The sequence below is a fragment of the Vreelandella janggokensis genome (assembly GCF_031451615.1).
Lineage (GTDB): Bacteria > Pseudomonadota > Gammaproteobacteria > Pseudomonadales > Halomonadaceae > Vreelandella > Vreelandella janggokensis.
The window spans coordinates 1-24,957 of the sequence record NZ_JARWAJ010000007.1 but is presented as its reverse complement, the minus strand read 5'-3'; the positions used below and the strand labels follow the sequence as shown (position 1 = coordinate 24,957).

The 24,957-nt window shown below is 57.3% G+C and carries 35 protein-coding genes and 3 tRNA genes; 25 read left to right on the top strand and 13 right to left on the bottom strand.

Annotated features, from left to right (window positions below; all coding sequences use genetic code 11):
* Positions 1–74 precede the first annotated feature (74 nt).
* Positions 75–305, bottom strand: coding sequence for a hypothetical protein (locus QC816_RS16330; RefSeq protein ID WP_309783410.1), 231 nt, complete (start codon positions 303–305; stop codon positions 75–77).
* 95 nt (positions 306–400) lie between these two features.
* Here QC816_RS16330 and QC816_RS16325 point away from each other — a divergent pair, with 95 nt between their 5' ends.
* The 19 genes from QC816_RS16325 (at position 401) to QC816_RS16235 (ending at position 10,206) form a co-directional block, all read left to right on the top strand.
* Positions 401–1,093, top strand: a complete 693-nt coding sequence (locus QC816_RS16325; RefSeq protein WP_309783408.1) for a LexA family protein — start codon at positions 401–403, stop codon at positions 1,091–1,093.
* Positions 1,094–1,163: 70 nt separating this feature from the next.
* A complete protein-coding gene (locus QC816_RS16320; protein ID WP_309783406.1) occupies positions 1,164–2,123 on the top strand; it encodes a hypothetical protein in 960 nt (319 codons plus the stop codon).
* Between the two features lie 36 nt (positions 2,124–2,159).
* A complete protein-coding gene (locus tag QC816_RS16315) occupies positions 2,160–2,447 on the top strand; it encodes an STAS-like domain-containing protein (protein WP_309783404.1) in 288 nt (95 codons plus the stop codon).
* Positions 2,448–2,629: 182 nt separating this feature from the next.
* On the top strand, positions 2,630–3,016 hold the full coding sequence (locus QC816_RS16310; RefSeq protein WP_309783403.1) for a helix-turn-helix transcriptional regulator: 387 nt from the start codon (positions 2,630–2,632) through the stop codon (positions 3,014–3,016).
* Positions 3,013–3,288 carry a hypothetical protein gene (locus QC816_RS16305; protein ID WP_309783401.1) on the top strand — a complete coding sequence of 92 codons (276 nt, stop codon included), beginning with the start codon at positions 3,013–3,015 and terminating at the stop codon, positions 3,286–3,288. The genes QC816_RS16310 and QC816_RS16305 overlap by 4 nt, the downstream gene beginning before the upstream one ends.
* On the top strand, positions 3,285–3,584 hold the full coding sequence (locus QC816_RS16300; RefSeq protein ID WP_309783399.1) for a hypothetical protein: 300 nt from the start codon (positions 3,285–3,287) through the stop codon (positions 3,582–3,584). Before QC816_RS16305 ends, QC816_RS16300 begins: the two co-directional genes overlap by 4 nt.
* Positions 3,581–3,907: a hypothetical protein gene (locus tag QC816_RS16295; RefSeq protein ID WP_309783398.1), complete on the top strand. Its 327-nt coding sequence runs from the start codon at positions 3,581–3,583 to the stop codon at positions 3,905–3,907. The genes QC816_RS16300 and QC816_RS16295 overlap by 4 nt, the downstream gene beginning before the upstream one ends.
* Before the next feature lie 10 nt (positions 3,908–3,917).
* Complete coding sequence (locus QC816_RS16290; protein ID WP_309783396.1) at positions 3,918–4,532, top strand: hypothetical protein; 615 nt, start codon at positions 3,918–3,920, stop codon at positions 4,530–4,532.
* Positions 4,529–4,843: a hypothetical protein gene (locus tag QC816_RS16285; protein WP_309783394.1), complete on the top strand. Its 315-nt coding sequence runs from the start codon at positions 4,529–4,531 to the stop codon at positions 4,841–4,843. Before QC816_RS16290 ends, QC816_RS16285 begins: the two co-directional genes overlap by 4 nt.
* 92 nt (positions 4,844–4,935) lie before the next feature.
* Entirely contained in the window at positions 4,936–5,868 is a 933-nt protein-coding gene (locus QC816_RS16280; protein ID WP_309783391.1) for a recombination-associated protein RdgC, read from the top strand.
* Positions 5,865–6,206 (top strand): DUF4406 domain-containing protein, encoded by a 342-nt coding sequence (locus QC816_RS16275; RefSeq protein WP_309783389.1) that lies wholly within the window; start codon positions 5,865–5,867, stop codon positions 6,204–6,206. Before QC816_RS16280 ends, QC816_RS16275 begins: the two co-directional genes overlap by 4 nt.
* The gene (locus tag QC816_RS16270; protein ID WP_309783387.1) at positions 6,193–6,489 is read left to right on the top strand and encodes a helix-turn-helix domain-containing protein; all 297 of its coding nucleotides are present in this window, start codon (positions 6,193–6,195) and stop codon (positions 6,487–6,489) included. The genes QC816_RS16275 and QC816_RS16270 overlap by 14 nt, the downstream gene beginning before the upstream one ends.
* A complete protein-coding gene (locus QC816_RS16265) occupies positions 6,486–7,106 on the top strand; it encodes an HNH endonuclease signature motif containing protein (RefSeq protein WP_309783386.1) in 621 nt (206 codons plus the stop codon). The genes QC816_RS16270 and QC816_RS16265 overlap by 4 nt, the downstream gene beginning before the upstream one ends.
* Positions 7,103–7,366 carry a hypothetical protein gene (locus tag QC816_RS16260; RefSeq protein WP_309783383.1) on the top strand — a complete coding sequence of 88 codons (264 nt, stop codon included), beginning with the start codon at positions 7,103–7,105 and terminating at the stop codon, positions 7,364–7,366. Before QC816_RS16265 ends, QC816_RS16260 begins: the two co-directional genes overlap by 4 nt.
* A complete protein-coding gene (locus QC816_RS16255) occupies positions 7,363–7,659 on the top strand; it encodes a hypothetical protein (RefSeq protein ID WP_309783382.1) in 297 nt (98 codons plus the stop codon). Before QC816_RS16260 ends, QC816_RS16255 begins: the two co-directional genes overlap by 4 nt.
* Positions 7,656–8,315 (top strand): hypothetical protein, encoded by a 660-nt coding sequence (locus QC816_RS16250; protein WP_309783380.1) that lies wholly within the window; start codon positions 7,656–7,658, stop codon positions 8,313–8,315. The genes QC816_RS16255 and QC816_RS16250 overlap by 4 nt, the downstream gene beginning before the upstream one ends.
* Positions 8,312–8,824: a hypothetical protein gene (locus QC816_RS16245; protein ID WP_309783378.1), complete on the top strand. Its 513-nt coding sequence runs from the start codon at positions 8,312–8,314 to the stop codon at positions 8,822–8,824. Before QC816_RS16250 ends, QC816_RS16245 begins: the two co-directional genes overlap by 4 nt.
* A gap of 15 nt (positions 8,825–8,839) precedes the next feature.
* On the top strand, positions 8,840–9,052 hold the full coding sequence (locus tag QC816_RS16240; RefSeq protein ID WP_309783376.1) for a DUF4224 domain-containing protein: 213 nt from the start codon (positions 8,840–8,842) through the stop codon (positions 9,050–9,052).
* A 110-nt stretch (positions 9,053–9,162) separates the two neighbouring features.
* The gene (locus tag QC816_RS16235) at positions 9,163–10,206 is read left to right on the top strand and encodes a site-specific integrase (RefSeq protein ID WP_309783374.1); all 1,044 of its coding nucleotides are present in this window, start codon (positions 9,163–9,165) and stop codon (positions 10,204–10,206) included.
* Positions 10,207–10,344: 138 nt separating this feature from the next.
* Here the strand turns inward: QC816_RS16235 and QC816_RS16230 are convergent.
* The 7 genes from QC816_RS16230 to QC816_RS16200 all read right to left on the bottom strand — a co-directional run bounded on the left by QC816_RS16230 (position 10,345) and on the right by QC816_RS16200 (position 14,991).
* Positions 10,345–10,420, bottom strand: a tRNA-Thr gene (locus QC816_RS16230).
* Between the two features lie 18 nt (positions 10,421–10,438).
* A tRNA-Gln gene (locus QC816_RS16225) sits at positions 10,439–10,513 on the bottom strand.
* A 6-nt stretch (positions 10,514–10,519) separates the two neighbouring features.
* A tRNA-Phe gene (locus tag QC816_RS16220) sits at positions 10,520–10,595 on the bottom strand.
* Positions 10,596–10,673: 78 nt separating this feature from the next.
* On the bottom strand, positions 10,674–10,952 hold the full coding sequence (locus QC816_RS16215) for an oxidative damage protection protein (protein WP_085919107.1): 279 nt from the start codon (positions 10,950–10,952) through the stop codon (positions 10,674–10,676).
* A gap of 33 nt (positions 10,953–10,985) precedes the next feature.
* Positions 10,986–12,080 carry an A/G-specific adenine glycosylase gene (mutY, locus tag QC816_RS16210; protein ID WP_309783372.1) on the bottom strand — a complete coding sequence of 365 codons (1,095 nt, stop codon included), beginning with the start codon at positions 12,078–12,080 and terminating at the stop codon, positions 10,986–10,988.
* Between the two features lie 80 nt (positions 12,081–12,160).
* On the bottom strand, positions 12,161–14,497 hold the full coding sequence (locus QC816_RS16205) for an AsmA family protein (RefSeq protein ID WP_309783369.1): 2,337 nt from the start codon (positions 14,495–14,497) through the stop codon (positions 12,161–12,163).
* Between the two features lie 23 nt (positions 14,498–14,520).
* On the bottom strand, positions 14,521–14,991 hold the full coding sequence (locus QC816_RS16200) for a GNAT family N-acetyltransferase (protein WP_085919110.1): 471 nt from the start codon (positions 14,989–14,991) through the stop codon (positions 14,521–14,523).
* Positions 14,992–15,193: 202 nt separating this feature from the next.
* Here QC816_RS16200 and hisB point away from each other — a divergent pair, with 202 nt between their 5' ends.
* The 4 genes from hisB to hisF are packed head-to-tail and all read left to right on the top strand — an operon-like array spanning position 15,194 to position 17,967.
* A complete protein-coding gene (gene hisB, locus QC816_RS16195; protein ID WP_085919111.1) occupies positions 15,194–15,787 on the top strand; it encodes an imidazoleglycerol-phosphate dehydratase HisB in 594 nt (197 codons plus the stop codon).
* A gap of 10 nt (positions 15,788–15,797) precedes the next feature.
* Positions 15,798–16,439, top strand: coding sequence for an imidazole glycerol phosphate synthase subunit HisH (gene hisH / locus QC816_RS16190; RefSeq protein ID WP_066319841.1), 642 nt, complete (start codon positions 15,798–15,800; stop codon positions 16,437–16,439).
* Between the two features lie 11 nt (positions 16,440–16,450).
* Positions 16,451–17,197 carry a 1-(5-phosphoribosyl)-5-[(5-phosphoribosylamino)methylideneamino]imidazole-4-carboxamide isomerase gene (hisA, locus tag QC816_RS16185; protein WP_085919112.1) on the top strand — a complete coding sequence of 249 codons (747 nt, stop codon included), beginning with the start codon at positions 16,451–16,453 and terminating at the stop codon, positions 17,195–17,197.
* Complete coding sequence (gene hisF / locus QC816_RS16180; RefSeq protein WP_085919113.1) at positions 17,194–17,967, top strand: imidazole glycerol phosphate synthase subunit HisF; 774 nt, start codon at positions 17,194–17,196, stop codon at positions 17,965–17,967. The genes hisA and hisF overlap by 4 nt, the downstream gene beginning before the upstream one ends.
* 39 nt (positions 17,968–18,006) lie before the next feature.
* Here the strand turns inward: hisF and QC816_RS16175 are convergent, their stop codons facing one another.
* Positions 18,007–18,606, bottom strand: a complete 600-nt coding sequence (locus QC816_RS16175) for a YjaG family protein (protein ID WP_264827702.1) — start codon at positions 18,604–18,606, stop codon at positions 18,007–18,009.
* Between the two features lie 119 nt (positions 18,607–18,725).
* Between QC816_RS16175 and QC816_RS16170 the strand changes: the two genes are divergently transcribed.
* Positions 18,726–19,412 (top strand): type 1 glutamine amidotransferase, encoded by a 687-nt coding sequence (locus QC816_RS16170; protein ID WP_085919114.1) that lies wholly within the window; start codon positions 18,726–18,728, stop codon positions 19,410–19,412.
* A 13-nt stretch (positions 19,413–19,425) separates the two neighbouring features.
* On the opposite strand, the gene mnmH is transcribed toward QC816_RS16170, so the two are convergent.
* From mnmH to QC816_RS16150, 4 genes are all read right to left on the bottom strand, one after another.
* The gene (mnmH, locus tag QC816_RS16165) at positions 19,426–20,532 is read right to left on the bottom strand and encodes a tRNA 2-selenouridine(34) synthase MnmH (RefSeq protein WP_199284537.1); all 1,107 of its coding nucleotides are present in this window, start codon (positions 20,530–20,532) and stop codon (positions 19,426–19,428) included.
* The gene (selD, locus tag QC816_RS16160) at positions 20,529–21,566 is read right to left on the bottom strand and encodes a selenide, water dikinase SelD (protein ID WP_085919116.1); all 1,038 of its coding nucleotides are present in this window, start codon (positions 21,564–21,566) and stop codon (positions 20,529–20,531) included. Before selD ends, mnmH begins: the two co-directional genes overlap by 4 nt.
* Before the next feature lie 54 nt (positions 21,567–21,620).
* Complete coding sequence (gene radA / locus QC816_RS16155; protein ID WP_085919117.1) at positions 21,621–22,994, bottom strand: DNA repair protein RadA; 1,374 nt, start codon at positions 22,992–22,994, stop codon at positions 21,621–21,623.
* A gap of 77 nt (positions 22,995–23,071) precedes the next feature.
* Positions 23,072–23,518, bottom strand: coding sequence for a copper resistance protein NlpE N-terminal domain-containing protein (locus QC816_RS16150; protein ID WP_085919118.1), 447 nt, complete (start codon positions 23,516–23,518; stop codon positions 23,072–23,074).
* A gap of 161 nt (positions 23,519–23,679) precedes the next feature.
* On the opposite strand from QC816_RS16150, the gene hisC reads away from it, so the two are divergent.
* Positions 23,680–24,741: a histidinol-phosphate transaminase gene (gene hisC / locus QC816_RS16145; protein WP_085919119.1), complete on the top strand. Its 1,062-nt coding sequence runs from the start codon at positions 23,680–23,682 to the stop codon at positions 24,739–24,741.
* Positions 24,742–24,957: the final 216 nt, after the last annotated feature.

The following is a 24,957-nucleotide window of genomic DNA, read 5'->3' as shown; positions in this document are numbered from 1 at the left end:
TCCGCAAAACACTGTATGCCCGAACAGACACATCGCAGGCGCTGTGCTGGTGGGCAGCGTTGGATAAACTGGAATCATTGAGAGGCCACCTGCATATCGGCGAACAAATCTGGACGCAGGCTTTGGCGGGTCAAAGCGCCAGCTGTCGCATTTTCCAGGCGCTTTGCCATATCAGCGCTTGGCTGACGGTCATAAACAAGCACTTGCCGCAAGTACTCAGCCGATGTTCCTGCCGAATCGGCAATGTTCTCTCGCTGACCAATAGATAAAGACTTCCAGAACTCACTATGCGAGCTTTGGCCCATTTCCGCGCCCTCTTAAGTACCAATTTGGTACATAGTAGCTCGCAAAAACTGTACCGTAAAGGCACTGTACCCTTAGAGTACAAATAGCGTTCAATATGGATATGAAGGAAATCGCCCAAATACGCCTAGAAAATGTGCGGCAACTTGCCAAAGAGGCAGGCGGCACAACTCCGTTCGCCATTAAGGTAGACCGCGAACCGACTCAAATGAGCCGAGTGATGGGCGCAAATCCAACCAAAAACATTGGAAGTAAGCTCGCCCGGCATATAGAGAGCTGTTTTGGGAAGCCCTCAGGGTGGCTGGACTATGACCATGAGAGCGGCACGCGTGATGCAGATGCTAGCTACGACGCCAACACAGCTCCAGCCGCGCAGCCGATCCGCTACCACCGCTACCCGGTAGTATCGGAAGTGCAGGCGGGCTGGTTCGCAGAGTGCATTGTTCCCTATCCTGCAGGCATGGAAGAACGGCACGAGACCACCGACTATGACGCCAAGGGCCCCGCATTCTGGCTGGAAGTGACCGGCGACTCGATGACGGCACCCGCGGGGGTAAAGCCCAGCGTTCCCGAAGGCACCCTGGTGCTGGTCGATACCGGTATCGAGCCCACCCCGGGCAAGCTCGTTGTGGCCCAGCTGGACGAAAGCAACGAGGCGACGTTCAAAAAATTGATCGTTGACGGCGGGCAGCGCTACCTGAAGCCTCTCAACCCCGCTTACCCGCTTATTCCAATCAACGGCAACTGTCGGATCCTCGGTGTAGCAGTAGAAGCCAAGACCAAGCTTTAACAAGATCGTACTGCGTGGCGGGGCATGCATTAAATAAGCAATCGTTCATTTTAAGATTTTAGAGGCATGCATGGCAGAACGCGGCATCAGTTACGCGGTGGCAAACCAGCAAAATATTGCACCTGAACAGAATGGTCTGCTGTACATTCCAAGCGGGTTTCTCACGCCAGGTTTTATCACCACCGTCACGTGTATTGGCTATGATAGGAAAATTCGTGACCTGCATTATGCAGACCCTGATAACCATCGCGGCTTGCTCGAGGCGATGCAAGTGCCCTATAAATTGACCGGCATCGACGGTTATCAATTCAATAGGGTCAATCAGGGCGTTAACTACAGCCCTATTCAGATGCTGCAAAATGCAGATGATGTTGATGCTGCCACGTCAGAGACAAATAACAGCATTCGCTTACGTGTAGAGGATCAGCCAGGTATTGCACAGCTTTGCTCTGTTATCGGCGAGCTACATGATAACGTTCGGGCGCACGCTGAAGGCATGGGGTTTTCAATGGCGCTGAACTGGAACCCCAACAATCCTGTCATAGAGTTCTCTGTTGCTGATAAGGGGAAAGGGTTTTTAAGAGAGTGCCAGCGAATTGGCGTCCCAGACGTTGTAGATGATGAGTCTGCGATCAGGTGGTGCCTCACCCCACGAAACACGACGAAAGACAGAGATCATGATGAGTTTGCCCAGATGATTCCTGAAGATGGCATGGGCAATCCTTTCGAAGGACAAGCTGACGCACGCCCTTGGCACGACGGCAACAATCACCAGGGGCTTGGTTTAGCAAAGCTGATGCAGCTCGTCACCGGTTACAACGGTTATCTGTGGGTAGCGACGGGAGACACATTAATGGTCTCGAACCCACACACACGAAAGAATGACGAATTTGGTTATTTTTGTGCGATGCCACACTGGAAAGGTGTAGCAATCGCATGTAGATTAAATATTAGCGAGCTTGGCCGTATTCTTGAAGAAGAGCCGTTTCATGACGATGTGCAAGATATTCTAGATGACATCTTGCTGTAGCTCTCGCCAAGCCGCCCTACTCTAGGAGCAATAAACATGCCTAATACACTGAAATATAAAGGCTCCTTGGCTAACCGTATCACAGCTGCCCAGGAGCGCTCTCGTATCGAAGCTCTGACCAAGCAAAACGAGACGGTGATCCTTGATTACAACGACGTAATCTCATTGTCTGGTTCCTATGCCGACGAGCTCTTTGGTGTCTATACCCAGCGTTACGGGCCCCAAGCACTCAAAGCAAACCTGAAAATTAAAGGCGCCAGCCCCGCTGTTGCTAGATCAATCGGCCAGGCTATTCAAAACAGGATGCCCGCCAGCGCCGCATAAAAATAACCGATTATCAAAAAAGGACCCGTCGAAAGGCGGGTTTTTTGGTACCTATCAATGAATACCGCCCAAACAGGCGGTTTATTTTTGCCTGAACATGTACCTAAAAAGAACATACCATCCTTGACTATGTACCTTAAAGGTACTTTAATGGTTCCAACAAGCACGCAAGGGGAACCAACATGCAAATCACACAAGGCAACTGGAAAGCCCAGATAAACCCAGAGCGCGGAAGCCTCGGATTTACCCGCACCGAAGCCACCGACCTCATGCTGCTCGCTGGTGGCCACACCTACAAAGAGATTGCCCAGGCTACCGGTCGCTCACACGAAACGGTCCGCAGGAGCTTAACCAAGTGCTACCAAAAGCTTGGCGTTTTTAAAGCCGCTGGCGCTGTAGCTGAATCCATGCGCCGCGGCTGGATCGCCCCGCTACTCGTTGCCCTGCTTGTGAGTGGCATCAACCCAGACGCCGAGGCCATGCGCCACCGCCCACCGGTGCGCACCCGCACCCAAGTAAGCGCCAGCCGCACCGTTAGCCGCCGGAACGTAGGGAGCCTCTACGCATGAGCATCCACGACCAAACCATCAAGCAGCTGGTGCGGAATCGCGTACACGAGCTATCCGACCGTGTGATGGACATGAACATCAAGCAAGGCCGCCATGTCGTGCTGACTTTGGCCCCTAGTAGCGTGTCAGTGATCGAAAGGCTTACCAATCAAGAGCCAAAGGTATTCACCACCGACCTGCCGCCGGTCACGTCACCGGTGCTGGCGTTGGAAAACCTTGAAGACATGCTCTCCAGCGTTCGCGCACACCAGAGCCAGGGAGCGAACCAATGAACCACACCACAAGCATCCTTTTCCTGATCCAGCACTGGCGCCTATTCGCCATGGCCGACGGCTACACGCTGCACAACACCGTGATTGATACTGAGCCGGTCGAAGGCGGCTACCTACCCGCGTTCACCGGCGCTTACGGCACCCGCGTTGTTGTGGATATGGCGAAGCCCATGCCCACCGAAGAAGCTGCCCGCAACTGCCTGCGTGATGTGCTGTGGGGTGCCCACATCGAAGGCCGCATTTGCCTACTGCGCCACCCACTCGAAGCCAACGCCACGCAGGAGCAAGCCGCATGAAACAGCAAACGAAAAACGGCCTGTGGGCGGCGGCATTGGTCGCGATCATCGGCACCATGGGCGCCCTGGCGGGCCACGATGCCGAGGCCGAACAAGAGCAGACCGTTATGCAGTACTGCGAAGGCGTGGCGGTGTTCGCTGCTGAGGAAGCCCGCGGCGTGCCGCTTAGTAAGCGATCCGGACATCGCGACTGGGACGACAACATCAACGTGGCCGAGCAATGCCCAGGCATGCGGCCAGCAGGGCCAGCGCTGGATGAGTACGCGCCAGCACAGTACGCGATGCCGGACGCGTCTACCGATAACCAGCTTGTTCAGTTTTGAGGTGATGACGATGACAGCTATTCAGAAAACGCCGCTTGAGCGCTTCCAGGACACGATCACCGAGCACCAGTTAACGGTGATTCACGATGAAGGACTGCATCGCCACCTGCGTTGCGCGCGCCCTGAGAGTAACGACCGCTATTTCAACATCACTACTTGGCCAGGCTTCCTCTGCATCAGCGGCGACATGGGTTGTTACGTATTTCAGCGCATTGAGGACATGTTCAAGTTTTTCCGCGATGAAGAGCTGCGTATCAACCCCGGCTATTGGCAAGAAAAGCTACAAGCCGGCCCCAGCATTGCGCCGGAAGAGATCACCAAAGAATGGCAGCCCGAAAAGTTCCGATCGGAAATTACCGAGTGGTTTGAAGTCGCCACCGAGGATTGGGATGAAGAGGACAAAGCCGAAGCCTGGGAGGCAGTCGAAATAGAAGTGCTTGGCGAGGCTGATAACGAGCACACCGCTATCACAGCTGCTCTGGAATTCCGCTTCAACGACGAAGAGTTTTTTCAGGATTTCTGGGAAGTCGACTGCAAGAAGTGGAAAGGCCACTACCTCTGGTGCTGCTACGCCATCGTCTGGGCTATCCAGCAGTACGACGCGGCAAAGCAGGCCGTCGCGTGATAGTCCGCAATAAACACGGCCAGGTCGTCCTCGTGGGAGACAGGCGCCGCCATTGCCGTTGCCGCGTGTGTGATGCACGCCAAGTGAAGGCCAAGCATCCAAACGACTACCTGCGCCCGGTGCGGTGCCGCAGTTGCGGCAACGTTAACTCACTACGCATTGATCAATGGGCGGACCAGCGCGGCTGGCGTCACCTGACTTGCTACTGCGACGGCTACCACTTCCCGCACCGCATCAAATCAGAGTGGTGCTACCACAACCCCAACTACCCCGCCGAAGACGTCCCGCGCGTGATGGTAGGCGGCATGTGAACAAGCCATGACTTTTGAAGAACAGTTCGACCGGATTTTTAAGCCAGCGCCAGCCAAGGGCAGCGACCAGACAAAACAAAAGGACTCCTAACATGTGGTTCAAACACCTTCACCTCTACCGCGTCCATGCAGCCGTTCAGCTAAGCGCCGAGCAGCTAGCCGAGCAATTGGCCTGCTATAAGAACCAACCGATGGGTAACGCCGATGCTCGCCGCCTTGGCTGGACAGCGCCAGCCGGTCGGCAGGGCGGTGGACAACTACTCCATGAGATTCAGGGCCACCGCCTTATCAGCGCCCTACGCAAAGAACGCATCCTCCCCGCGTCAGTGGTTAAAGAGGAAGTCGATGATCTGGTAGCCGAGATCGAAGCCACCGAGGGACGCAAGGTCACGCGCAAAGAGAAGACCGCGCTCAAAGAGAAGGTGACCGAGGATCTGCTGCCCCGGGCATTCGTGCGCAGCCAGAAAATAGACCTGTGGTGGGATACCGAGCGCCAGCTTATTGGCATCAACGCCAGCAGCCGCATCCGCGCTGAGGATGTGCTCGACCTGCTGCGCGAAACCTTGGGCAGCCTGAGCGTTACCCCGCTGGCATCCCAGACGCTGCCCATGCGCGCCATGACAACGTGGCTCGGCGACCCCGCCAGCCGCCCAGCTGACCTTCAGATGGGCGACCAGGTGGAGCTAAAAGCCAAAGGCGATGACGGCGTGGTACGCGGCCGCCAGGTGGACCTCGAGTCAGACGAAATGCAGCAGCTGCTCGAAAGCGGCCGGCAGGCCAGCAAGTTGGCGCTCAACATCGAAGGCCAGCTGTCTTTCATCCTGCATGACGACCTGGCGCTCAAGTCGATTCGCTTCGGTGACGCGCTCATTGAAGTGGCGGATGAATTAGACGATGGCGACGATGCTTTAGCCCGCCTGGAAAGCGACTTTTTGCTTATGGCGGAATGCCTGCGCGACAGCGTGGAACGAATCGTTGAGTGGCTCGGTGGTGAGGTTCAGCGCAATAGCGAGGGCCAATCATGAAACGCATCTACATCAGCGGCCCCATGACGGGGTTACCAGGTCTGAACTTTGGCGCGTTCCACTTAACGGCTCACCAGCTGCGGGCGCTTGGCTATGAGGTCGTCAACCCGGCAGAGAAGCAAAGCGAAACCGAGGAGCTCAGCTGGGAAGAGTACCTGAGGCAGGACCTACGCCAAATGCTCACCTGCGACACCATCGCCCTGCTGCCCGGTTGGCAGGCATCGAAGGGCGCTCACCTGGAACTGCACGTTGCACATCGAGTAGGTATGCAGATCGTCGACGTCGAGCAGCTTCACCGCGAGGAAATCGCCCAGGAGGTTGTCCGTGCCGAAGCTTGATCACTTGGTAAACGACCCGTACAGCGGTGAGGAATTGTCACTATCGAAGCTGGCGGCAATCTACGGAATCGCAGCAGGAACCGTATACAGCCGCTACATGTCCGGCAAACGCGGCATGGACCTGATCACCAAACCCAAGCGCGGCAGCCTGACGATAGGCGAGCAAGAGCGCCAGCGGCGTGAGGACTTAAGCCGCTGCATTGATCTGGCCAAGGGCACTGCCCTTGCGCGGCCGCTAAAGCATATTGCCGACGCTAGCAAAATGTTAGGGGGCAGCCAGTGACCGATTACCTCGCCAACAACGGCAAGACCTGGTCGCCGGAAGATCTGGCGGCGTTGAAGAAAGCCTATCCAGACACGGACAACATCACCCTGGGCCGGATCTTCCGGCGCAGTGAGTCAAGCATTCAGAACCAGGCTGTTAATCACGGTTGGAGAAAGTCAGCCGAGTACATGGAGCGCGAAAAGCCCGGCTGCTTTAAGCCTGGTCAAGCCCCCTGGAACAAAGGCACTCATTTTAGCCCACCAGGCAGCGAGCGTGGCCGCTTCAAGAAAGGACATCGCCCTGCCTCCTGGTTGCCGATCGGCTCCGAGCGCGTCACCAAAGACGGCTATCTGGAACGCAAGATGACCGATACAGGCATCACTAGCCATGACTTTGTAGCCGTCAGCCACATCGAATGGGAGAAGCATCACGGCGAACCTGTGCCACCTGGACATGCTGTCATCTTCCGTGATGGCGATAAGCGCAACTTCGTCCCAGGGAACCTCGAATTGATCAGCCGTGCCGACCTGATGCGCCGCAATACTTATCACAATCTACCGGCCCCGCTGCCGCAGCTTATTCAGCTACGCGGGGCACTGAACCGCAAAATCAACCGCAGGAGCAAGCAGGTATGAAAAACAAGATCGATGACCTACGCAACCACCTGTTTGCCCAGCTTGAACGCCTAGGCGATGAATCTCTAACCGGCGATGACCTGAAAGAAGAAATTCAGCGCTCCAAGGCGGTGGGCGAGATCTCCGGACAGGTGATCGACACCGCCCGGACCGAAAACGAGCGGCTGAAACTACTCAAGCGCGCGCCTGGTACCGACTTCCTCCCCGCCGGCGCGCAGCTGGACGAAGACGGCATGCCGCTGCTGGGAGGCGGGAAGTGAATCATCAGCCGACAGTCGCCGAGCCTTTCATGCACTCACCCAGGGCGTGCGTTAGCTGCCAGCACTACGGACACCAGGGCTTTGATGAAGATAAGCACTGCCCTTTTCAGCAGCGCTCTTCGCTGCAGCAAAAGCCAAGCCGTACACCTTACGGCCGTTGCGATCGCCACGGGGTGCAGGTATTCGCTACGCAAATCTGCAATGCACACGAACCGGATCCACACATGGCGTGCTTTGACGTAGCCAATCGGCCCGAGCCCAGAGAAGCGATTCAGGAGGACATGGCGATATGAGCGAATATACACAAGGCGTTTGCGATGACGGCGCGGCAATTCTAAAGGACGGCCAACAGCTCTCCATCGAACAGATACTTGAAGCGCTAAGGGAGCGAGACGAATACCACAGCCACTTAGCGACCATCTCAGAAATGACAGGCAACAAAGGTGACATTGGCGCAGCCCACGAGGGCGTAAACGTTGTGATCGAGGACCTAGGAAGGCATAAGCGCATGTTTGTCGCGGCCTGTGAATCGCTCGGTGAGATTCAGAAGTCGCTGGGCAATGAGATTGTGGGCATTGAGCCACAGCTAGTTAAGGAGCTGGTCGAAGAGCGTGACGCCTTGGCGGCACATGTTGAGCGTTTGCAAGAGGCATTAAGAGGAAGCCTGTTGCTGGTAGAGAACGACCTAGTGCCCGCGCTTGAGGGTGCAGGCGAGTTAGATGAGGACATTGGGGAATGGAAGGCCGCGATGTACGAATCGCCCGCCACCAGCCTCGCCCGCCGCGATGCAATCAAGCAGGCAGAGGCGCTAGAGCTTGTTAAGTTTCAATCAGGGCCTCATGAGGATACGCCCCAAGAGGATGGTTTTGACGCTGGCTGGGATGCTGCTTTTGATCTTCTGGGTCAGCGAGCGAAAGAACTACGTCAGCATGCCGAGGGCCACCAATGACCCAGCCAACCCACACCCACCGCGAGCGCGGTGGCCGTTACCACGAAGTCGCACAGCACCAGGGCACAGAGTCCCTCGATGGGCAGTGGCTGGTGATCTACCAGGATCTCGATAAAGGGATTCAAAGCGCCACGACACAGGCGGACTGGCTGGCCAACTGGCGAGAGCTCGCGCCCGACGACTGCCCGCTTTGCATGGGCTCCGGGCACGACCACATCAAAGGCAATCGCGACAAGCCCTGTGGCCACTGCTACGGGCTGGGCAAGGTTCGCGATGACGGCGAAACACCAGCCGATCGCTGGGAACTCGCCACGGTGGCCACCGGCATTATCCAGCGCCAGCAAGACGAGCTCTTAAACCTGAGGCGTATTGCTGGTAATCCGGCAGTGCAATCGCTCCTCGAGGAGCAGCGCCAGCTAGCAATGGAAGACAGCATGGCCCGCGACGAACATAAGTGGCGTGACGGGCGAGGGTATGGCCCGGCCGGTCAGCGTTACACGGGCGACTAATGAGGAGTAGCACACATGGGTACGAATACGGTTCTATCGTGCGAAGATCTCAAACAGATCACCGGCTATCAGCGCCCAGGGGACGTGGCCCGCTGCTTGCGTGACCAGGGCGTTCAGGTTTTCCAGGGGCGCCTTGGCCCCTGGACTACAATAGAACTCATCAACCAAGCAGGCGGCTTAACCCCCGCCAGCAGCAACGACACACTTGAAGCGACCGACATCCTATGAAAACACGCTCCAGGCCCCGTAAGCACAACCCGCACATCCCCGGCCACATCGATCAAAGTCGCATCCCGGGCGGGGTATTTTTTGACCATCGGGGTCATGGACGCTGGTATATGCTCACGCGTGACGAAGCCGGGCGCCAGCGCCGGAGAAACGTCGCGGACGCCAAGGCAACGCTGTCAGAGCTGCATAAGATTGCCGAGGAAGAGGATGGCATTGACAAGCACTCGCTCAAATATCTGTGCGAGCGCTTCCATGAATCCGCCCAGTGCCAAGCCTTAACCCCCAAGACGCGCGAGGATTACGAGTATTGTCGTGATTCGCTGCTGAAAATACCCACTAAAATTGGCAAGCCCCTGGGCGAGCTATCGACCAAGCAGTTCAGCCCAGCGCTCGTGCAACGCTTGGTGGACCAGATTGCCGCCGCCGGCACGCCGTCAAAGGCCAACCACATCGCGCGGTACTTGGGTCGCTTGTTTCGCTGGGGCATCAACCGCGGTTACTGCGACTCAAACCCGGCGGCAGGCGTTGAGCACGCGAAAGAACGCAAGCAGCAGCGCTTGCCCACAGGCCCCATCATGGCGAAGTTGATCGCTCACGCCCGAGAGCGCGGCAATGACTACCCAAGGCGCGGGCAAATAGGCTCCTGCCCCACGTACCTGTGGATCACGATGGAGATCTCCTACCTGTGCCGCCTGCGCGGGATAGAGGTAGTGACGCTTACCGATGCCAACATCACCGAGCATGGGCTGCTGACCAACCGCCGCAAAGGCAGTCGCGATAACATCGTGACGTGGACCCCACGGCTACGCGAGGCGATTGATACCGCGCACAAACGCCGCGACGAGATCTGGCAGAAGCGAGGGCGGGCGATACCTATGCTGGAAGAACGGCGGCCGCTGATTGTGTCCAGGAACGGTGACGCCCTGCGCAAGAGCAGCTTTGACTCGGCCTGGCAGCGGTTTGTTACGCGCGCATTAGAACAGGGAGTGATTACACAGGAAGAGCGCTTCAGCCTTCACGACCTCAAGCGCCGGGGCATTACGGATACGAAGGGGAACCTTCACGACAAACAGCAAGCGAGTGGCCACCGGTCAGCATCCATGATGGATATTTACGACCTGAGCATTCCGCATGTACCGAACTCGGGCGAGTAACCAGGTGGGGATAAAGGCGGGATCGGCAATTTTCATGCCGTAGGTTTTTGTTACGCAAGGTGTTACGCAAACGAGAAAAGCCACCCGTTTGGGTGGCTTTTCAGTATTCGTAACGTGTTGCTATCAACCACTTTTTAGTGGTGCCGACACCAGGAGTCGAACCCGGGACCTACTGATTACAAGTCAGTTGCTCTACCAACTGAGCTATGTCGGCTACACGTAAAGTCGGCAATGGCTGGGGTACCAGGATTCGAACCTGGGAATGCCGCTACCAAAAAGCGGTGCCTTACCACTTGGCGATACCCCAGCAGTGTGGTGGCCAGAGACGGAATCGAACCGCCGACACGGGGATTTTCAATCCCCTGCTCTACCGACTGAGCTATCTGGCCGCTGCCAACGGTGCGTATTAAACAAGAATCTCGGCTTTTCGTCAACTCCTTTATAAAACTTTCCGTTTTGTCGGCAAGTTATGTGGCTTGTGTCGGCGGCACGTAACCTTCGGCCTGGTCAGTTTCCTGGTTATCGAAAAAGCGCTGCATCTGCTCCATCAGGTAGGCGCGAGCCTCGGGGTCTAACATGTTGAGGTGTTTTTCATTGATCAAGCGCGTTTGCAATGCCTGCCAGTCTTCCCAGGCCTGCTTGGAAACGGTTGCCTGGATTTCCTGGCCCTGCTTCCCCGGCAGGGGTGGAAATGGCAGGGCTTCCAGCTCTTGTTGATACTTGCGGCAAAATACGGTCTGCGGCATGAGATGGCTCCTAGACTTAGCGGCTACTCAGGGTCAAGCGTGCCCTGGCGTCGACGTCAGTGTGAAAGGGGTAAGTTGATTGATCAGCGACTTTACGGGGGCGGCCAGGCCGAGCTCAGCCGGTTGGCTGGGGTCGTACCAGACACCTCCTTCGCGCACTTCCTTCAGCCTATCGCAACTGACTGGCTGCGGGGTAATCGCCAGACGAAAATGGCTGAAGGTATGCTGAAAACAGGCCAGAGGTGGCAAACGCTCAGGCCCCAGCACATGGTCATCCAACCATGAGGCCAGTTGGCTTTGGCTGTCAAACTGCGGCAGGCTCCAAAGCCCACCCCAAAGCCCGCTTGCCGGACGTTGCTCAAGCCACACCCGTCCGTCTGGGTCGTAAAGCATCAACATGATGGTTTCCCGCGTGGGCAAGGGTTTCTTGGGCTTGGATTCAGGATAGCGCTTGGTCTCGCCTTGCGCGTAGGCCAGGCAGACATCATTGAAAGGACAATGCCCGCAAAGCGGGGTACTGCGCTTACATAGCGTGGCACCAAAATCCATCATGGCCTGGGTGTAATCCGCCACGCGGGAATCGGGCGTGTAGTAGTCAGCGAGGGCCCACAGTTTGCGTTCTACGGCAGGTTTACCCGGCCAGCCCGCCACCGCATGCAAGCGCGTCAGCGAACGCTTGACGTTGCCATCCAGGATAGCAGCACGCCGCCCGGTGCTCTGGGCGATAATCGCTCCCGCCGTCGAACGGCCGATGCCAGGCAGCGCCATGAGCCCCTCGACGCTGTCGGTGGGTAGTTCCCCGTTGTGGGCCTCAAGCGCCACTTGCGCGGCTTTATGCAGATTACGCGCTCGGGCGTAGTAACCTAGCCCGGTCCACAGGTGTAGCACTTCATCCTGAGGCGCCTCGGCCAGTGCCTCCAGCGTCGGAAAACGCGCCATAAAGCGCTCAAAATAGGCAATGACCGTGGCCACCTGGGTCTGTTGCAGCATGATTTCAGAGACCCAAACGCGGTAGGCGCTGCGCGGTGATTGCCAGGGCAGATCATGGCGACCGTAGCGGTCAAACCAGTCTAGCAAACGCTGTTGAAACACCTCAGCGGCCAGCCGCGGCGCGGGCATGTCCGTCATGCAAACTCCTTAATCAAGCATTGCGCTGATATAAAAAAACAGCGCCGATTCAAGACCGGCGCTGTTCGGGCTGATGGCCACTAATCAAATAAACGCTGCAGCCCCTCACGCAAGGCATTGCCACTGCCTTCACCCAGACGTTCGTCAAGTGAATCAAGCGATTCGCCCAGGCGTTCCTCAAGGGCTTTGCTTACCTGCCCACCGGCTTCTTCCTGAATGAGCTCGACAACAGCACCCTGAAAAGCATCACGATCAAAACGACACCACTCGCCACGGGCGTCGCTGATATGGCCCTCGCAACGCAATGGCAACGGCAGTGCTTCAAGACGGGGATTCACATCGCACGCGGCATCTGCGGTATCCACAAGCCCGGCATTGGCATGCGTATCAAACCGTTGGCTGGTGAGGTCGTATTCGCCCTCGCCCTTTACCTCGATCCCCGGCACGGTGATGATCAAGTCGTCGCTGCGCACCACGCCGTCTCGAATCTGCAGCGTTGCGGCAAACTCATCGAAGGCGGTATCGCTTGACCAGTCACGCTGGACTTCCTCGCCTTCCAGCCGGGCAGCAAGCTCGCACATCTCTTGAGAGACATTAATGTCGAGAATGGCGCCCTCCGTTAACCGGGCCTTCAGGTCGCCATTCAGGTGGCGCAGCAATGCCTCGCGCTGATTACCGCGCGTTGTGAGATCTCCGCTCAGATTAAGTCGCCCCCTCAGCGGAGACGCCTCATCACCCTCGCTCAACGTCTCGATAAGCGGCGCTACCTGAACATTTTGCATGGTGGGTGAAAGCGCCCACTGCAGTTCATCCTGAGTGGCGTCTATGCGCCCGCTCGCGGTCAATTCGCCTTTGTAAAAGCCCGCTTCAAAATTGCTTAGCTGATGCAGCCCCTGATCGCCCTGCATCTGGAGGCGCGCATCGCTGAACGCCATGCCCGCCAGCTCAAGCGACTCGATATTCAGGCTGCCATTCACGCTTGACGACGCCAACCACGCCTGGGGCAGGAGCTCAGCCGGGCCGTCGGCAACGGCGGCCTTGATAACCTCCAAGCTTGCTTGCTGTTCGGTTTCTTGGCGCGGCAGATAACGGTCCAGGTTGAGCACGTCACCTTGAAGATCAAAGTCGACACGCGACCCGTCCAGTCGCGACGCGATATTGCCAGTAAAAGTACTGTCATCCACTACCAGCGAGAGGCTGGGTAGCGATACTTTCTGCAAGTCCCCTTCAATGGGGCTGGTCATGGCAACATCGCTGAGTGCCGCTTCACTTGTCGTCTCAAGCACCACACCCGACCGAGCCAACCACGGGCGCAAGGTGAATGGCGCGACGGTTAACTGACCTTGGTATTCCGGCGCATCGCGGAATTGCGACACGTTAAGGTGACCGCTGACACGCAGGTTATCAGGCCCGGTCAGTTGCAGTTCTTTTAACCGTGCGGTTTGCGCCTGCCAGTCTCCATCCAGACCAAACGCAAGCGCCAGCGCCAGCCCACCATCCCAGTTTTCCGGATGGCGAAGAGTGGTTTCCAGCTTTCCATCGCGAATGCTCAGTTGCTGCTCAGCGAGCCGGACAATGGCTTCAGTCGCTGATACGTCGAACTGCTGCGGTTCGCCTTCAGCCTCAAACCGTGTGCGCGTACTAAGTTGGGTGTTTTCCAGCACAAACTTCTGTTCTGACAAGCCAAGTTGCATGCGTGTTTCAAGGCCGATATCGCTTGATATATTGGGCGCTCGCTCCAATGCCTCAGCGTCCAGGTTATTGTGCTTGGTCAAGGTGAACATGGCCTTAAGCGGAAAGGCACGAACAGGATTGACGTTACTACCAGAGACATTCAGGTCTCGCACATGCCACAGGGCTTGGGCCTGCTCATCCCGGAAACGGATATTGGCCCCGCTGATATTGACATTGGCAATACTCAGCACGACTTCCAGGCTGCCAGCATCCACGTTGGGACCCGCACTCGCTGGCGCCAGCACGGTTTCGGCTTCTTCGCTTTGCTCTACAAGCCTGTCCAGAAGCGGCTCCCAGTTGCCCTCGCCGTCGGCATTGCGCTGCAGATTTAAACGCACGCCGTTCAGGGTCAAGCCATCAACGGCTATTTCACCGCGTAACAAGGGCGCAAAAGCGACGCTGACCTCGGCACGGTCGACCGCCGCAAACGCCGTGTCTTCTTCATCTTGACTGGGAAGCCTGGCATTGGCCGTCTCTACGCTGACGCCAATACGCGGATAAAACGACCAGTTGATCGGTCCATCCAGATCCAGGTTCAGTCCTGTTTGTTCTTCGACCACGGCAGTGAGGCGAGGCTTAAAGTCCTCCGGGTCTAAAAATGTCGTTACGTACACGACAGCCGCGACAGCCACAATCGCCAAAATACCAATTGCAGCGAGTACAATGCGTAATAATTGTCTCATTACCCTTTCCTTGTGGGTTTAATTCAACGAGGGTCTAATTCAACAAAATCGCTGGTTACCGGGGCCTCTAAAGACGGCTTTTCAGTATTTGCGACAGGCCGGTACCCCAGTTTTGACAACAAGACGCGGTCGGCCAACGGTAGCGACGACGTGGCGATGCGCAAGACACGCCCATCCTGCTTGGCTTTTTCACCGAGTAACGCCATCAAACGGGACCCTACGCCCCGGCGCCGGGTAGTCTTGCGAACACACAAATCTGATAGCCACCAGGCACCGTCTTGACCCTGTTTGATCGCGACAGCCCCCAATAAGCGGTCATTGAAATGGGCGCAGCCGAAAAAATGCTGCTGCAAATGCTGCTCGATAAAAGGCTCGACCGTTTGGCTGGGCATTCGGTCCTGTGGCGCATCATAATAGATGCGTATCAGATCAAGGCGCACTTGCTCATCGGCTTGCCACCGGGCTTGGTCGACGTAATGCAGTGTCACCGGCATGGAGTATTCCTCTTCACCAACGCAGCAAGGCTGCTTTTTCTTCACAATGGAAGGCGGTTACCTTTTAAGCATTGTAGCGGATGGGGGCACCGATTCACTATAATGGCCGCTTTGCAGAAGGCTTTATCCTTCTCGCTCGGTGGTATGTTCATTTGGGCCATCGGCTTTCTTCTAGAGTGCGCAACAGCGCAGGAGTTGCATGATGTCAGCGCGAATCGCCACGGTAAGCCGTGACACCAACGAAACGCAGATCAGCGTCAGCGTCAACCTTGACGGCGAAGGTCACCTGTCTGGACAGTCCGGCGTACCGTTTCTCGATCACATGCTCGACCAGATAGCACGTCATGGCATGATAGACCTCGACATCAATGCCAAGGGCGACCTGCACATCGATGACCACCACACCGTTGAGGATTTGGGCATCACGCTTGGCCAGGCATTTGCCGAAGCCGTGGGCGACAAGCGCGGCATTTATCGCTACGGCCATGCCTATGTCCCGCTGGATGAAGCATTATCCCGTGTCGTGGTGGATTTCTCGGGTCGCCCCGGTTTGTATATGAAGGCAGACTTTACACGCGACACCATCGGCCACTTCGAAACCCAACTGGTTGCCGAGTTTTTCCAAGGATTCGTCAATCATGCACGTGTTACGTTGCACATCGATAACCTGAAGGGCCTGAACGCTCACCACCAGGTCGAGACCATTTTCAAAGCCTTCGGCCGGGCACTGCGCATGGCGGTTAGCGAAGATCCGCGCATGGCAGGGCAAATGCCCTCGACCAAGGGAAGCTTATAAGGAGCGCTTAATGACCATCGCTGTCATCGACTATGGCATGGGTAATCTGCACTCGGTCGCCAAGGCACTCGAGCATGTTACTCATGAAAACGTGGTCATTACCCGTGACCCACGACGCATTTTAGGGGCCACCCGGCTGGTCTTGCCTGGCCAGGGGGCGATCCGCGATTGCGTCGGCGAACTGGAGCGGACTGAACTACGCGGATTGGTCGACGACATCCTGACGCGCCAGGCCAAGCCGCTTTTGGGTATCTGCGTAGGCCAGCAGATGCTGTTGGAACGCAGTGACGAAAACGGTGGCGTTGATTGTCTGGGCTTTTTCCCTGGCAACGTGAAGCGCTTTCCCGCCACCATGCGCGACCAGCACGACCAGCGCTTGAAAGTGCCACATATGGGCTGGAACTTGTTACATCAGCGTCAGCCGCACCCGCTATGGGAAGGCATCGAGCAGCATGAACATTTCTACTTTGTGCATAGCTACTATGTGGAAGCGGCGGATGACGCTCACGTATTCGGTACAACGGACTATGGCAGTGTGAATGCTCATGTCGCCATCGGCCGCGACAGCACCTTCGCCGTGCAGTTTCACCCCGAGAAAAGTGCCCGCGCGGGTCTACGCCTGCTGGAAAACTTTGTCACCTGGACGCCTTAAGAGGTTTGGTTATGTTGGTAATTCCCGCGATTGATCTCAAAGACGGCCAGTGTGTCCGTTTGAAGCAAGGCCGAATGGACGATGCCACCTCCTATGGCGATGACCCCGTTGCCATGGCCGCCCGTTGGGTGGAAGCGGGGGCACGCCGCCTGCATCTGGTGGATTTGAACGGTGCGTTTGAAGGCAAGCCGGTCAATGGCGACGCAGTGACGGCCATTGCGCGGGCTTATCCGGACCTCCCCATTCAGATTGGCGGCGGCATCCGCTCGGCCGAGACCATTGAGCACTACCTCAAGGCAGGCGTTTCTTATGTCATCATCGGCACCAAAGCGGTGAAAGAGCCGGATTTCGTCACTGATATGTGCCGCGCTTTCCCGGGCCATATCATTGTCGGTCTCGATGCAAAGGAAGGCTTTGTGGCCACCGACGGCTGGGCAGAGGTCTCCACGCTCAAGGCCACCGATCTGGCCAAACGCTTCGCCGACGACGGTGTATCGAGCATTGTTTACACCGACATCGCCCGAGACGGCATGATGCAAGGCGTCAATATCGAGGCGACTGCGGAGCTTGCCCGAGAAGGCGGCCTACCGGTCATCGCCTCAGGTGGTGTGACTAATCTTGACGATATCCAAGCCCTTTGCAAGGTCGCTGATAGCGGCATCCTGGGCGCCATCACCGGACGCGCTATTTATGAAGGCAGCCTGGACCTTGCCGACGCCCAGCGCCTGAGCGATCAACTGACGGGAGGCCGTAAATGAGTCTCGCCAAACGCATTATTCCCTGCCTGGATGTCGATGCAGGCAGGGTGGTCAAAGGCGTGAATTTCGTGGGTATCCGCGATGCCGGTGACCCGGTGGAAATCGCCAAGCGCTACAACCAGCAGGGCGCCGATGAGATCACCTTTCTGGACATCACCGCGAGCCATGAAGACCGCGCCACCACGGTGGAAATGGTGGAGCGTATTGCGGGGGAAGTGTTTATTCCGCTTACCGTGGGCGGCGGTATCCGCAGCTGCGACGATATTCGCACCATGCTGAATGCCGGCGCCGATAAAGTCTCCATCAACACGGCAGCGGTCACCAACCCCGACTTCGTCTTTGAGGCGGCTGAGCGCTTCGGCAGTCAATGCATTGTGGTGGCCATTGATGCCAAAAAGGTATCCGGCGAGGGTGAACCGCCACGCTGGGAGATTTTCACCCACGGTGGACGCCGCCCGACAGGGCTGGATGCCATCGAGTGGGCAAAAAAGATGGTGGACCTCGGTGCAGGCGAGCTACTGCTCACCAGCATGGACCGCGACGGCACCAAGTCAGGCTTTGACCTGGGGGTGACCCACGCGATTGCAGAAGCGGTCAGCGTGCCGGTGATTGCGTCGGGCGGGGTAGGCAACTTGGACCACCTCGTTGACGGGGTACTGAAAGGCGGCGCTGACGCCGTCTTGGCCGCCAGCATTTTCCACTTCGGTGAATACACCATTCCTGAAGCGAAGCGTTACATGGCCGAACGCGGTATCGACATGCGCTTGTGACCCGCTCAAAGCCGTCGACTTGTCCGGCGGCGGCCAGCGTTATGCGTCGTCCAGCGATAATCCCAGGTTACTGACGCCGCCATTACGGCCAAGCTGGCGAATATCTTTCAGGGTGTCTTTGGTCAGCGGCTGCGACACTTCTTCTAAAACAGCGTCCTGGAAGTTATTTTCGTCTTCCGTCAATGGATGGTCACGGATGAGGAGCGCCAGCGCGTTGGCGTCTTCTTCGCCTTCGGTCAGCTCGATAAAGGCGCGTACCCCGGCGCGTGAGGTGCGGCTGACATCCAGCACGGCTTCCGGCGACTCGCCCTGCAGCGTATCCAGCAATGCCGATATCGACACGACCGCATCCAGAGCCCGACGCGCGCCAAAGCTTTCGTCGCCTTCGGGCGGCTCACATTCGGCCAGTTTTTCTGCCTGACGGGCAAAATCGATGCTCGCGCCGGGCACGCTGAGGCGCTCCCAGACCAGGTTGAGCACCGCCCGCAGCGTATGCCCATCGCCATGCCCGGTGGTCTGTTCATAAAGCGCATAGTTGGGCAGTAGTCGCTCACAGAGTGCGGCCATAAATGCTTGCTGAGCGGCTAGCGGCAACTGTTGTAGCCGTTGATAAAAGCCGGGGGGATTGGTGGACGCCATACGCTATTCCTGGATTGAGTGACTCAAGTTATTGGTGAACGCCGGACAATACGTTATCGTCGCCATCGTGTCGGCAGCCTCTGTTGGCAAATTGCCGCAAGGCCGGCGAGGAGATTACCATGCATATTCATCTGCTACAGCACGGCCCTGACCATGGACCCGCCCGATTAACCGACTGGCTAACCAGTATGGGGCACAGCTTCACCATTTTTCATCTCTATGATCATGAGTTGGTCCCACGCGCCAGCGATAGTGACGCCCTTATCGTTCTGGACGGGCCAGACCGCTTCATCGAACAGCCACCGGCCTGGTTCAAGGCCGAAAACAAGCTGATTAATCGCTATCTGGATGGCCAGAAGCCTTTACTGGGTATTGGCCTGGGAGCGTTATGGATCGCCGACGCGCTCGGCAGCGTGGTCGCCCTCGGCACCTACCCCGAATCAGGCTGGCACACCATCCACCTGGCACCGGAAAGTCCCATCGACCTGCCCGAGCAGTTCGATGCCTTCATGTGGCATCGCTATGTCTTCAGCCTGCCCGATGATGCCTTACCCTGCGGGGGGAGCGAAGCGGCACCGCTTCAGGGCTTCAGTTGGGACGCAGGCCGCGTGGTCGGGCTGCTATGCCACCTTGAAGTCACTCAAGAAAGTATCGAGCCGCTATTGGCGCGCCATCCTCTCGAGGCAGAACGCCGCGACTTCCTGCAGACCGAGGCGGATATACGCCAGAGCCCCAAGCGCTTTGACACACTGGCGGCACTGCTTGACCGCTTGCTGAGTCAGTGGCTTCGCCCCGCATCGCTCTAACCATCTCGATTGCTTAGCGAGCAGTTGTCTGGTCGAGGCTCCATTGGCGGGCCGCCGCCAGGCAGCTTTCCCAGTCCCCCGCGTGGTATTCAGGTACACCAGCGTCACGCTGGCGTTCCAGATGATAGCGATACATGGGGTCGTAATATTCCGTGAGCAGCGGGGCTAGCCAAGCCTCGTGCGCTTGTGTATTGCCCTGCTCATGCGCCGTAAAAGCCAGTGCTTGCAGCCTCTGCAACCGCTGCAACCTCGCGTTGCCCAGTCGCTTCTTCAACCGCAACAAGGCGTTACTTAGCTGCCGACACATTCGCTGCCACCCTTCTTCAGGCCCGTAACGGAGCCGGTAGGCGTGCTCGAGATCGAGAATATAGTCGCGCCGCAGCTGCTCCAGACGCCAGTCCAGGGGCATCTCGACGCGTAAACGCGGCGCGTGTTCCATCGCACCCCAAAAGCTTAACGGCACATTCACTTCACCTATTTGCCGCGACTCGTCTTCCACCACCAGAGGACCGGGAAGCGCAAGCAAGCGCTTTGACAATCGGTGTTCAAAGTCGATCTGGCAAGGTGGAGGCTCAGGCGAACGACCAAAGGCGGAGCCTTTGTGCTTGGCAAAGCCTTCCAGATCGACGCCATTGGCTAAGCGATTGACCAGCACCGTTTTAGCGCAGCCCGTCAAACCGCCCACTATCAGCAGTGGCTGTTGAGCCGCCACGTCTATATGGGCGATCAGGCGTTGGCGCAGCGCTTTCCAGCCTCCCTCGATACGTGGCCTGACCACGCCTGACTCGGCAAGCCACTGCTGAACAATTTGCGAGCGCAAGCCACCTCGAAAACAGTAAATCACGGCTTCGGGGTGACGGGTCAAATAATCCCGCCAAGCTGCCATACGGGCCTCCTTGACGGCCCCGCTGACCAGCTCGTTGCCCAGTGCAATCGCCGCTTGCTGGCCCTGTTCCTTGTACGCAATGCCGACGCGGCGGCGTTCTTCATCTTCCATCAGTGGCAAGTTGACAGCACCGGGCAAGGCCCCCTTGGCAAACTCAACAGGCGCGCGTACATCAATCAATGGATGGCCCTGACGAATAAGCTGAAGATCGGCAGACACCGTTGGCAATATCACCCGATAACCTCAATCAGTGACTCGCCCTGGGGCTTTTTGAGCTTCCCAAACGGCTGCAACGTCAGCCCGAACGTACGTCCAATGCGTTCGACATCGTCTTCCCACGCCGGATCGACCGCCAGCAGCAAGCCACCTGAGGTTTGTGGATCACACAGCCATTGCCAGTGGGCTTCATCCATATCGGGTAGCGCACTGCCCAGCGCATCGCGATTGCGTTGCGTACCACCAGGCACTGCCCCTTGCCGACGATAGCTTTCCGCTTCAGCCAGGCGCGGCAAGCGACGAAAATCAATTTGTGCCATGACACCACTGGCTCGGCACATCTCGGACAGATGGCCAGCCAAGCCGAACCCGGTGACATCCGTCATGGCATTCACGCCTTTTATCTCAGCCAGCGGCACCCCAATACGATTCGATTGCAGCATGGTTTCGCGTGCCAACCCATGATGGCCCGCGGCTAGCAGGCCACGTTTTTCCGCCGTCGTGAGCATGCCAACGCCAATCGGTTTGGTAAGGAACAGCAGGTCACCGGGCTTGGCATGGGAATTTAGCTTCAATTTATCAAGCTCCACCAGGCCATTCACCGACAGCCCAAATATCGGCTCGGGCGCGTCGATGGAATGGCCTCCCGCCAGAGACACGCCAAGTTCACGACAGACGGCCTGGGCCCCGGCCACCACATCACCGGCGACGTCGGCACTTAATTTATCCAGGGGCCAGCCCAGAATCCCCAACGCCATGACCGGGGTGCCGCCCATGGCGTAGACGTCGCTGATCGCATTGGTGGCGGCAATACGCCCAAAATCAAACGGATCGTCGACAATGGGCATAAAGAAATCAGTGGTGGCAATCATGCCGCGACCGTCACCCAGGTCATAAACAGCCGCGTCTTCACGCCCCTGATTACCGACGACAAGCCGCTTATTCTTGGCCGCAGGGCCTGCCTTGGCAAGAATATGATCCAAGACATCGGGCGCAATTTTGCAGCCACAGCCAGCACCATGACTGTATTGCGTTAATCGAATGGAACTCATGGTGTCTCTCCTTGGCTCATTGATATCAATTCAGTGTAACCCAATCGCAACCGGTTAGAGGGCATCGAGCGCATCGCTCAATTTATCCACGGCGATGACCTCCATCCCCTTTGGTGGCTGTTTCGGGGCGTTGGCGCGTGGCACAATGGCTCGCTGAAAGCCATGCTTTGCCGCCTCGGTAATCCGCTCCTGCCCGCTCGGCACCGGACGTATTTCGCCCGACAGGCCGACTTCACCAAACACCACCAGTTCTCGTGGTAAAGCACGGTTTTGCAGGCTGGAAACAACTGCCAAAAGCACGGCCAGGTCCGCGCTGGTTTCGAGTACCTTGACGCCCCCCACGACGTTTAAAAATACGTCCTGGTCGCCGGTAAACAAGCCGCCATGGCGGTTAAGAACAGCCAATAGCATGGCGAGTCGGTTCTGATCCACGCCCACCGCCACCCGCCGTGGATTACCCAGCGCCGACTCATCCACCAGCGCCTGCACTTCTACCAATATAGGTCGCGTGCCTTCCCAGACCACCATTACCAGGCTGCCCGGCGCTTGCTCTTCCTGCCGGGACAAGAAAATCGCACTGGGATTTTTGACCTCTTTCAAGCCCTGCTCGAGCATGGCGAACACGCCCAGTTCGTTGACAGCGCCAAAGCGGTTTTTCTGGCCGCGCAGGGTACGAAAACGGGAGTCGGCCCCACCTTCAAGTAACAGCGAGGCATCAATCATATGCTCAAGTACTTTCGGCCCTGCCAGCGTGCCATCTTTGGTGACATGCCCCACCAATAGCAGAACGGTATTCGTTTGCTTGGCAAAACGAGTGAGAGCCGCGGCCGACTCACGTACCTGGGCAACCCCACCCGGTGCCGAGGCGATATCTTCAAGGTGCATGGTCTGAATCGAATCGATCACCAGAACCTCGGGGTTTTCCCGTTCGGCTACTGCCAGAATGGTCTCCACACTGGTTTCCGCCAGCATCTTCAAGCCTTGGGTGGGGAGCTGCAGCCGATGGGCACGCATGGCCACCTGAGAAAGCGACTCCTCTCCCGTCACGTAGACGATACGTCGTTGCTGGGCCAGCTTGCAGGCGGTTTGCAGCAGTAGCGTCGACTTCCCTGCTCCAGGGTTACCACCCAACAACACCGCAGAACCTGGCACTAGGCCACCGCCCAGCACACGGTCAAATTCGGCAAAGGTCGACGTTAGCCTCGGGACTTCGCTGAGATCAACCTGGCCAAGGTCTACAATCTGTCGAGAGTGATCCCCCGCATAGCCTGCCCGCCCGGTGCCACCAGCTCCACTGCCGGGGCGGGCACTGGCCAGACGCACCTCGCTTAGCGTGTTCCATTCCTGGCAACTGGAACATTGCCCCTGCCATTTCCGGTATTCCGCACCGCATTCGGTGCAAACGAAAGCGCTTTTGGCTTTTGCCACCGCAGTGAGCCTCCATTTCATTCATTACATACACAAAAGGCGGCCAATGGCCGCCTTTACATGTGCAACATGTGCCGTTACTGGCGGGTAAGCTGCAGCGTTTCACCATTTTCAAAGCGACGACGCTCGGGGTCGATCAACTCCAAGGTGCTTTCATCGATGCGTAAAAAGTAATAGATCTGGCCATCGCCGTTAGGCGTCAGCTCGTAAACAGTGGCATCGGGATTCGATGGAGTTCCACTGAGAACTTCCCAATTACCTTGATAGTTTTCATCCGGTGGATTTTGCGGATGGTTGCGATAGGACGCATTCAGCGTGAAGGTGCGTTCTTCTGCAGCACTCATTTCTTCACCCATCATGGTGACATCCAGATCGATACCGTCGCAGTTACGGCAAGGCAGTGAGCCCTGATAAGTCGCCTGTGCGGTCGCTTCCTCTTCTTGCGGCTGTTCCATTGGGCCGCTCGCGCAGCCAGCTAGAAGTGCCAACATAGCCGAACCGGCTAGCAAACTCCTGAGTTGCATTGGGTCTCTCCTTATCGTGTTGGACATTTTCTTTGTTACGCGCACTTGTGACAGCATAACGCCTACAAGGTGCGACGCCCACCCCTGAGAGCTGAATGCTTGCGCTCAGTTAGCCTTCAAGCGACCATGGGCTATCTTGCAAGGATAATCAGGTTACCCCCATGAGCCAATACTGGAGTCCGGCCGTTCGCGAACTTACGCCATACGTGCCCGGTGAGCAGCCACGTGAGCAGCTTGTAAAGCTCAATACCAATGAAAACCCTTACCCGCCTGCCCCTGGTGTCGGCAACGCGCTCCGCGATTATGCAACCGATCATCTGCGTCTCTATCCGGACCCAACCTCTACAGCACTGCGTGAGGCGCTCGCGGAGACGTTTAAGGTAGCCAGCAGCCAGGTGTTTGTCGGTAATGGTTCCGATGAAGTGCTCGCCCTTGCCTTTCAGGCGTTTTTCCGCCATGGCGCGCCGCTAGACGTTCCCTCGATTACCTACAGCTTCTATCCCGTTTACGCCAATCTTTATGGCGTTGAGTTGCGTAAGCACCCACTCAATAAGCAGTGGGAAGTCGATATCGATGCGTTGACGGCGGAAACTCATCGAAGCGGCGTTATCTTTGCCAACCCGAATGCACCTACCGGCCACGCACACTCGCTGGAGGTCATTGAGTCGCTGCTTAACCGGGTCACGGATCGTGTGGTATTGGTGGATGAAGCCTATGTCGATTTCGGCGCTGAGAGCGCTGTAGCGTTGATTGACCGCTACCCCAACCTGCTCGTTACCGGGACATTCTCCAAATCCCGCAGCCTGGCAGGCCTGCGCCTTGGCTATGCGGTAGGTTCGGAGGAATTGATTGATGGCTTGCTGCGGGTAAAGGATTCCTTTAACTCTTATCCCGTGGATAGTCTGGCCAGCCTGGTGGGCATCGCCGCACTGAAGGATGTCGAGCATTTTGAAGCCTGTCGCGAGCATGTGATTACCACCCGTGAGCGTACCCGTCAGCGCCTTGAAGTGCTGGGATTTGAGGTATTGCCCTCCAAGGCTAACTTTGTGCTTGCCCAGCACCCTGATTATGCAGGGGCTCAGATATTTGCTGACTTACGTGAACGCGGCATCCTGGTCCGTCATTTCAATACCCCGGAACTCAACAACTTCCTGCGCATCACCATCGGCACCGATGACGAGATGGACAGCTTGATTGAAGCGCTGGAAGTGATCTGCGGTTAATGACCAGCATCGTTTTTAAGGGCGGCGCAAGCCGCCTTTTCAATAGCGGTTTTCTTCCACGCACACAAAAACCCCCGAGCACGATGTGCTCGGGGGTTTCTGCGGGATAGGTGCCTGACGATGATCAGGGCGGCTCTCCGCTACTTTACTCGTCTCATCCTGAGACTCGCCCTTCGGGCCCGCTAAAGCGGTTCCCGTTTGTTCCCGACAAACGGG

Coding starts and splice junctions, on each gene's coding strand:
- QC816_RS16330 (WP_309783410.1), bottom strand. CDS start 305: ATGGGCCAAAGCTCGCATAGTGAGTTCTGGAAGTCTTTATCTATTGGT.
- QC816_RS16325 (WP_309783408.1), top strand. CDS start 401: ATGGATATGAAGGAAATCGCCCAAATACGCCTAGAAAATGTGCGGCAA.
- QC816_RS16320 (WP_309783406.1), top strand. CDS start 1,164: ATGGCAGAACGCGGCATCAGTTACGCGGTGGCAAACCAGCAAAATATT.
- QC816_RS16315 (WP_309783404.1), top strand. CDS start 2,160: ATGCCTAATACACTGAAATATAAAGGCTCCTTGGCTAACCGTATCACA.
- QC816_RS16310 (WP_309783403.1), top strand. CDS start 2,630: ATGCAAATCACACAAGGCAACTGGAAAGCCCAGATAAACCCAGAGCGC.
- QC816_RS16305 (WP_309783401.1), top strand. CDS start 3,013: ATGAGCATCCACGACCAAACCATCAAGCAGCTGGTGCGGAATCGCGTA.
- QC816_RS16300 (WP_309783399.1), top strand. CDS start 3,285: ATGAACCACACCACAAGCATCCTTTTCCTGATCCAGCACTGGCGCCTA.
- QC816_RS16295 (WP_309783398.1), top strand. CDS start 3,581: ATGAAACAGCAAACGAAAAACGGCCTGTGGGCGGCGGCATTGGTCGCG.
- QC816_RS16290 (WP_309783396.1), top strand. CDS start 3,918: ATGACAGCTATTCAGAAAACGCCGCTTGAGCGCTTCCAGGACACGATC.
- QC816_RS16280 (WP_309783391.1), top strand. CDS start 4,936: ATGTGGTTCAAACACCTTCACCTCTACCGCGTCCATGCAGCCGTTCAG.
- QC816_RS16275 (WP_309783389.1), top strand. CDS start 5,865: ATGAAACGCATCTACATCAGCGGCCCCATGACGGGGTTACCAGGTCTG.
- QC816_RS16260 (WP_309783383.1), top strand. CDS start 7,103: ATGAAAAACAAGATCGATGACCTACGCAACCACCTGTTTGCCCAGCTT.
- QC816_RS16250 (WP_309783380.1), top strand. CDS start 7,656: ATGAGCGAATATACACAAGGCGTTTGCGATGACGGCGCGGCAATTCTA.
- QC816_RS16245 (WP_309783378.1), top strand. CDS start 8,312: ATGACCCAGCCAACCCACACCCACCGCGAGCGCGGTGGCCGTTACCAC.
- QC816_RS16240 (WP_309783376.1), top strand. CDS start 8,840: ATGGGTACGAATACGGTTCTATCGTGCGAAGATCTCAAACAGATCACC.
- QC816_RS16235 (WP_309783374.1), top strand. CDS start 9,163: ATGCTCACGCGTGACGAAGCCGGGCGCCAGCGCCGGAGAAACGTCGCG.
- QC816_RS16215 (WP_085919107.1), bottom strand. CDS start 10,952: ATGCCGCAGACCGTATTTTGCCGCAAGTATCAACAAGAGCTGGAAGCC.
- mutY (WP_309783372.1), bottom strand. CDS start 12,080: ATGACGGACATGCCCGCGCCGCGGCTGGCCGCTGAGGTGTTTCAACAG.
- QC816_RS16205 (WP_309783369.1), bottom strand. CDS start 14,497: ATGAGACAATTATTACGCATTGTACTCGCTGCAATTGGTATTTTGGCG.
- QC816_RS16200 (WP_085919110.1), bottom strand. CDS start 14,991: ATGCCGGTGACACTGCATTACGTCGACCAAGCCCGGTGGCAAGCCGAT.
- hisB (WP_085919111.1), top strand. CDS start 15,194: ATGTCAGCGCGAATCGCCACGGTAAGCCGTGACACCAACGAAACGCAG.
- hisH (WP_066319841.1), top strand. CDS start 15,798: ATGACCATCGCTGTCATCGACTATGGCATGGGTAATCTGCACTCGGTC.
- hisA (WP_085919112.1), top strand. CDS start 16,451: ATGTTGGTAATTCCCGCGATTGATCTCAAAGACGGCCAGTGTGTCCGT.
- hisF (WP_085919113.1), top strand. CDS start 17,194: ATGAGTCTCGCCAAACGCATTATTCCCTGCCTGGATGTCGATGCAGGC.
- QC816_RS16175 (WP_264827702.1), bottom strand. CDS start 18,606: ATGGCGTCCACCAATCCCCCCGGCTTTTATCAACGGCTACAACAGTTG.
- QC816_RS16170 (WP_085919114.1), top strand. CDS start 18,726: ATGCATATTCATCTGCTACAGCACGGCCCTGACCATGGACCCGCCCGA.
- selD (WP_085919116.1), bottom strand. CDS start 21,566: ATGAGTTCCATTCGATTAACGCAATACAGTCATGGTGCTGGCTGTGGC.
- QC816_RS16150 (WP_085919118.1), bottom strand. CDS start 23,518: ATGCAACTCAGGAGTTTGCTAGCCGGTTCGGCTATGTTGGCACTTCTA.
- hisC (WP_085919119.1), top strand. CDS start 23,680: ATGAGCCAATACTGGAGTCCGGCCGTTCGCGAACTTACGCCATACGTG.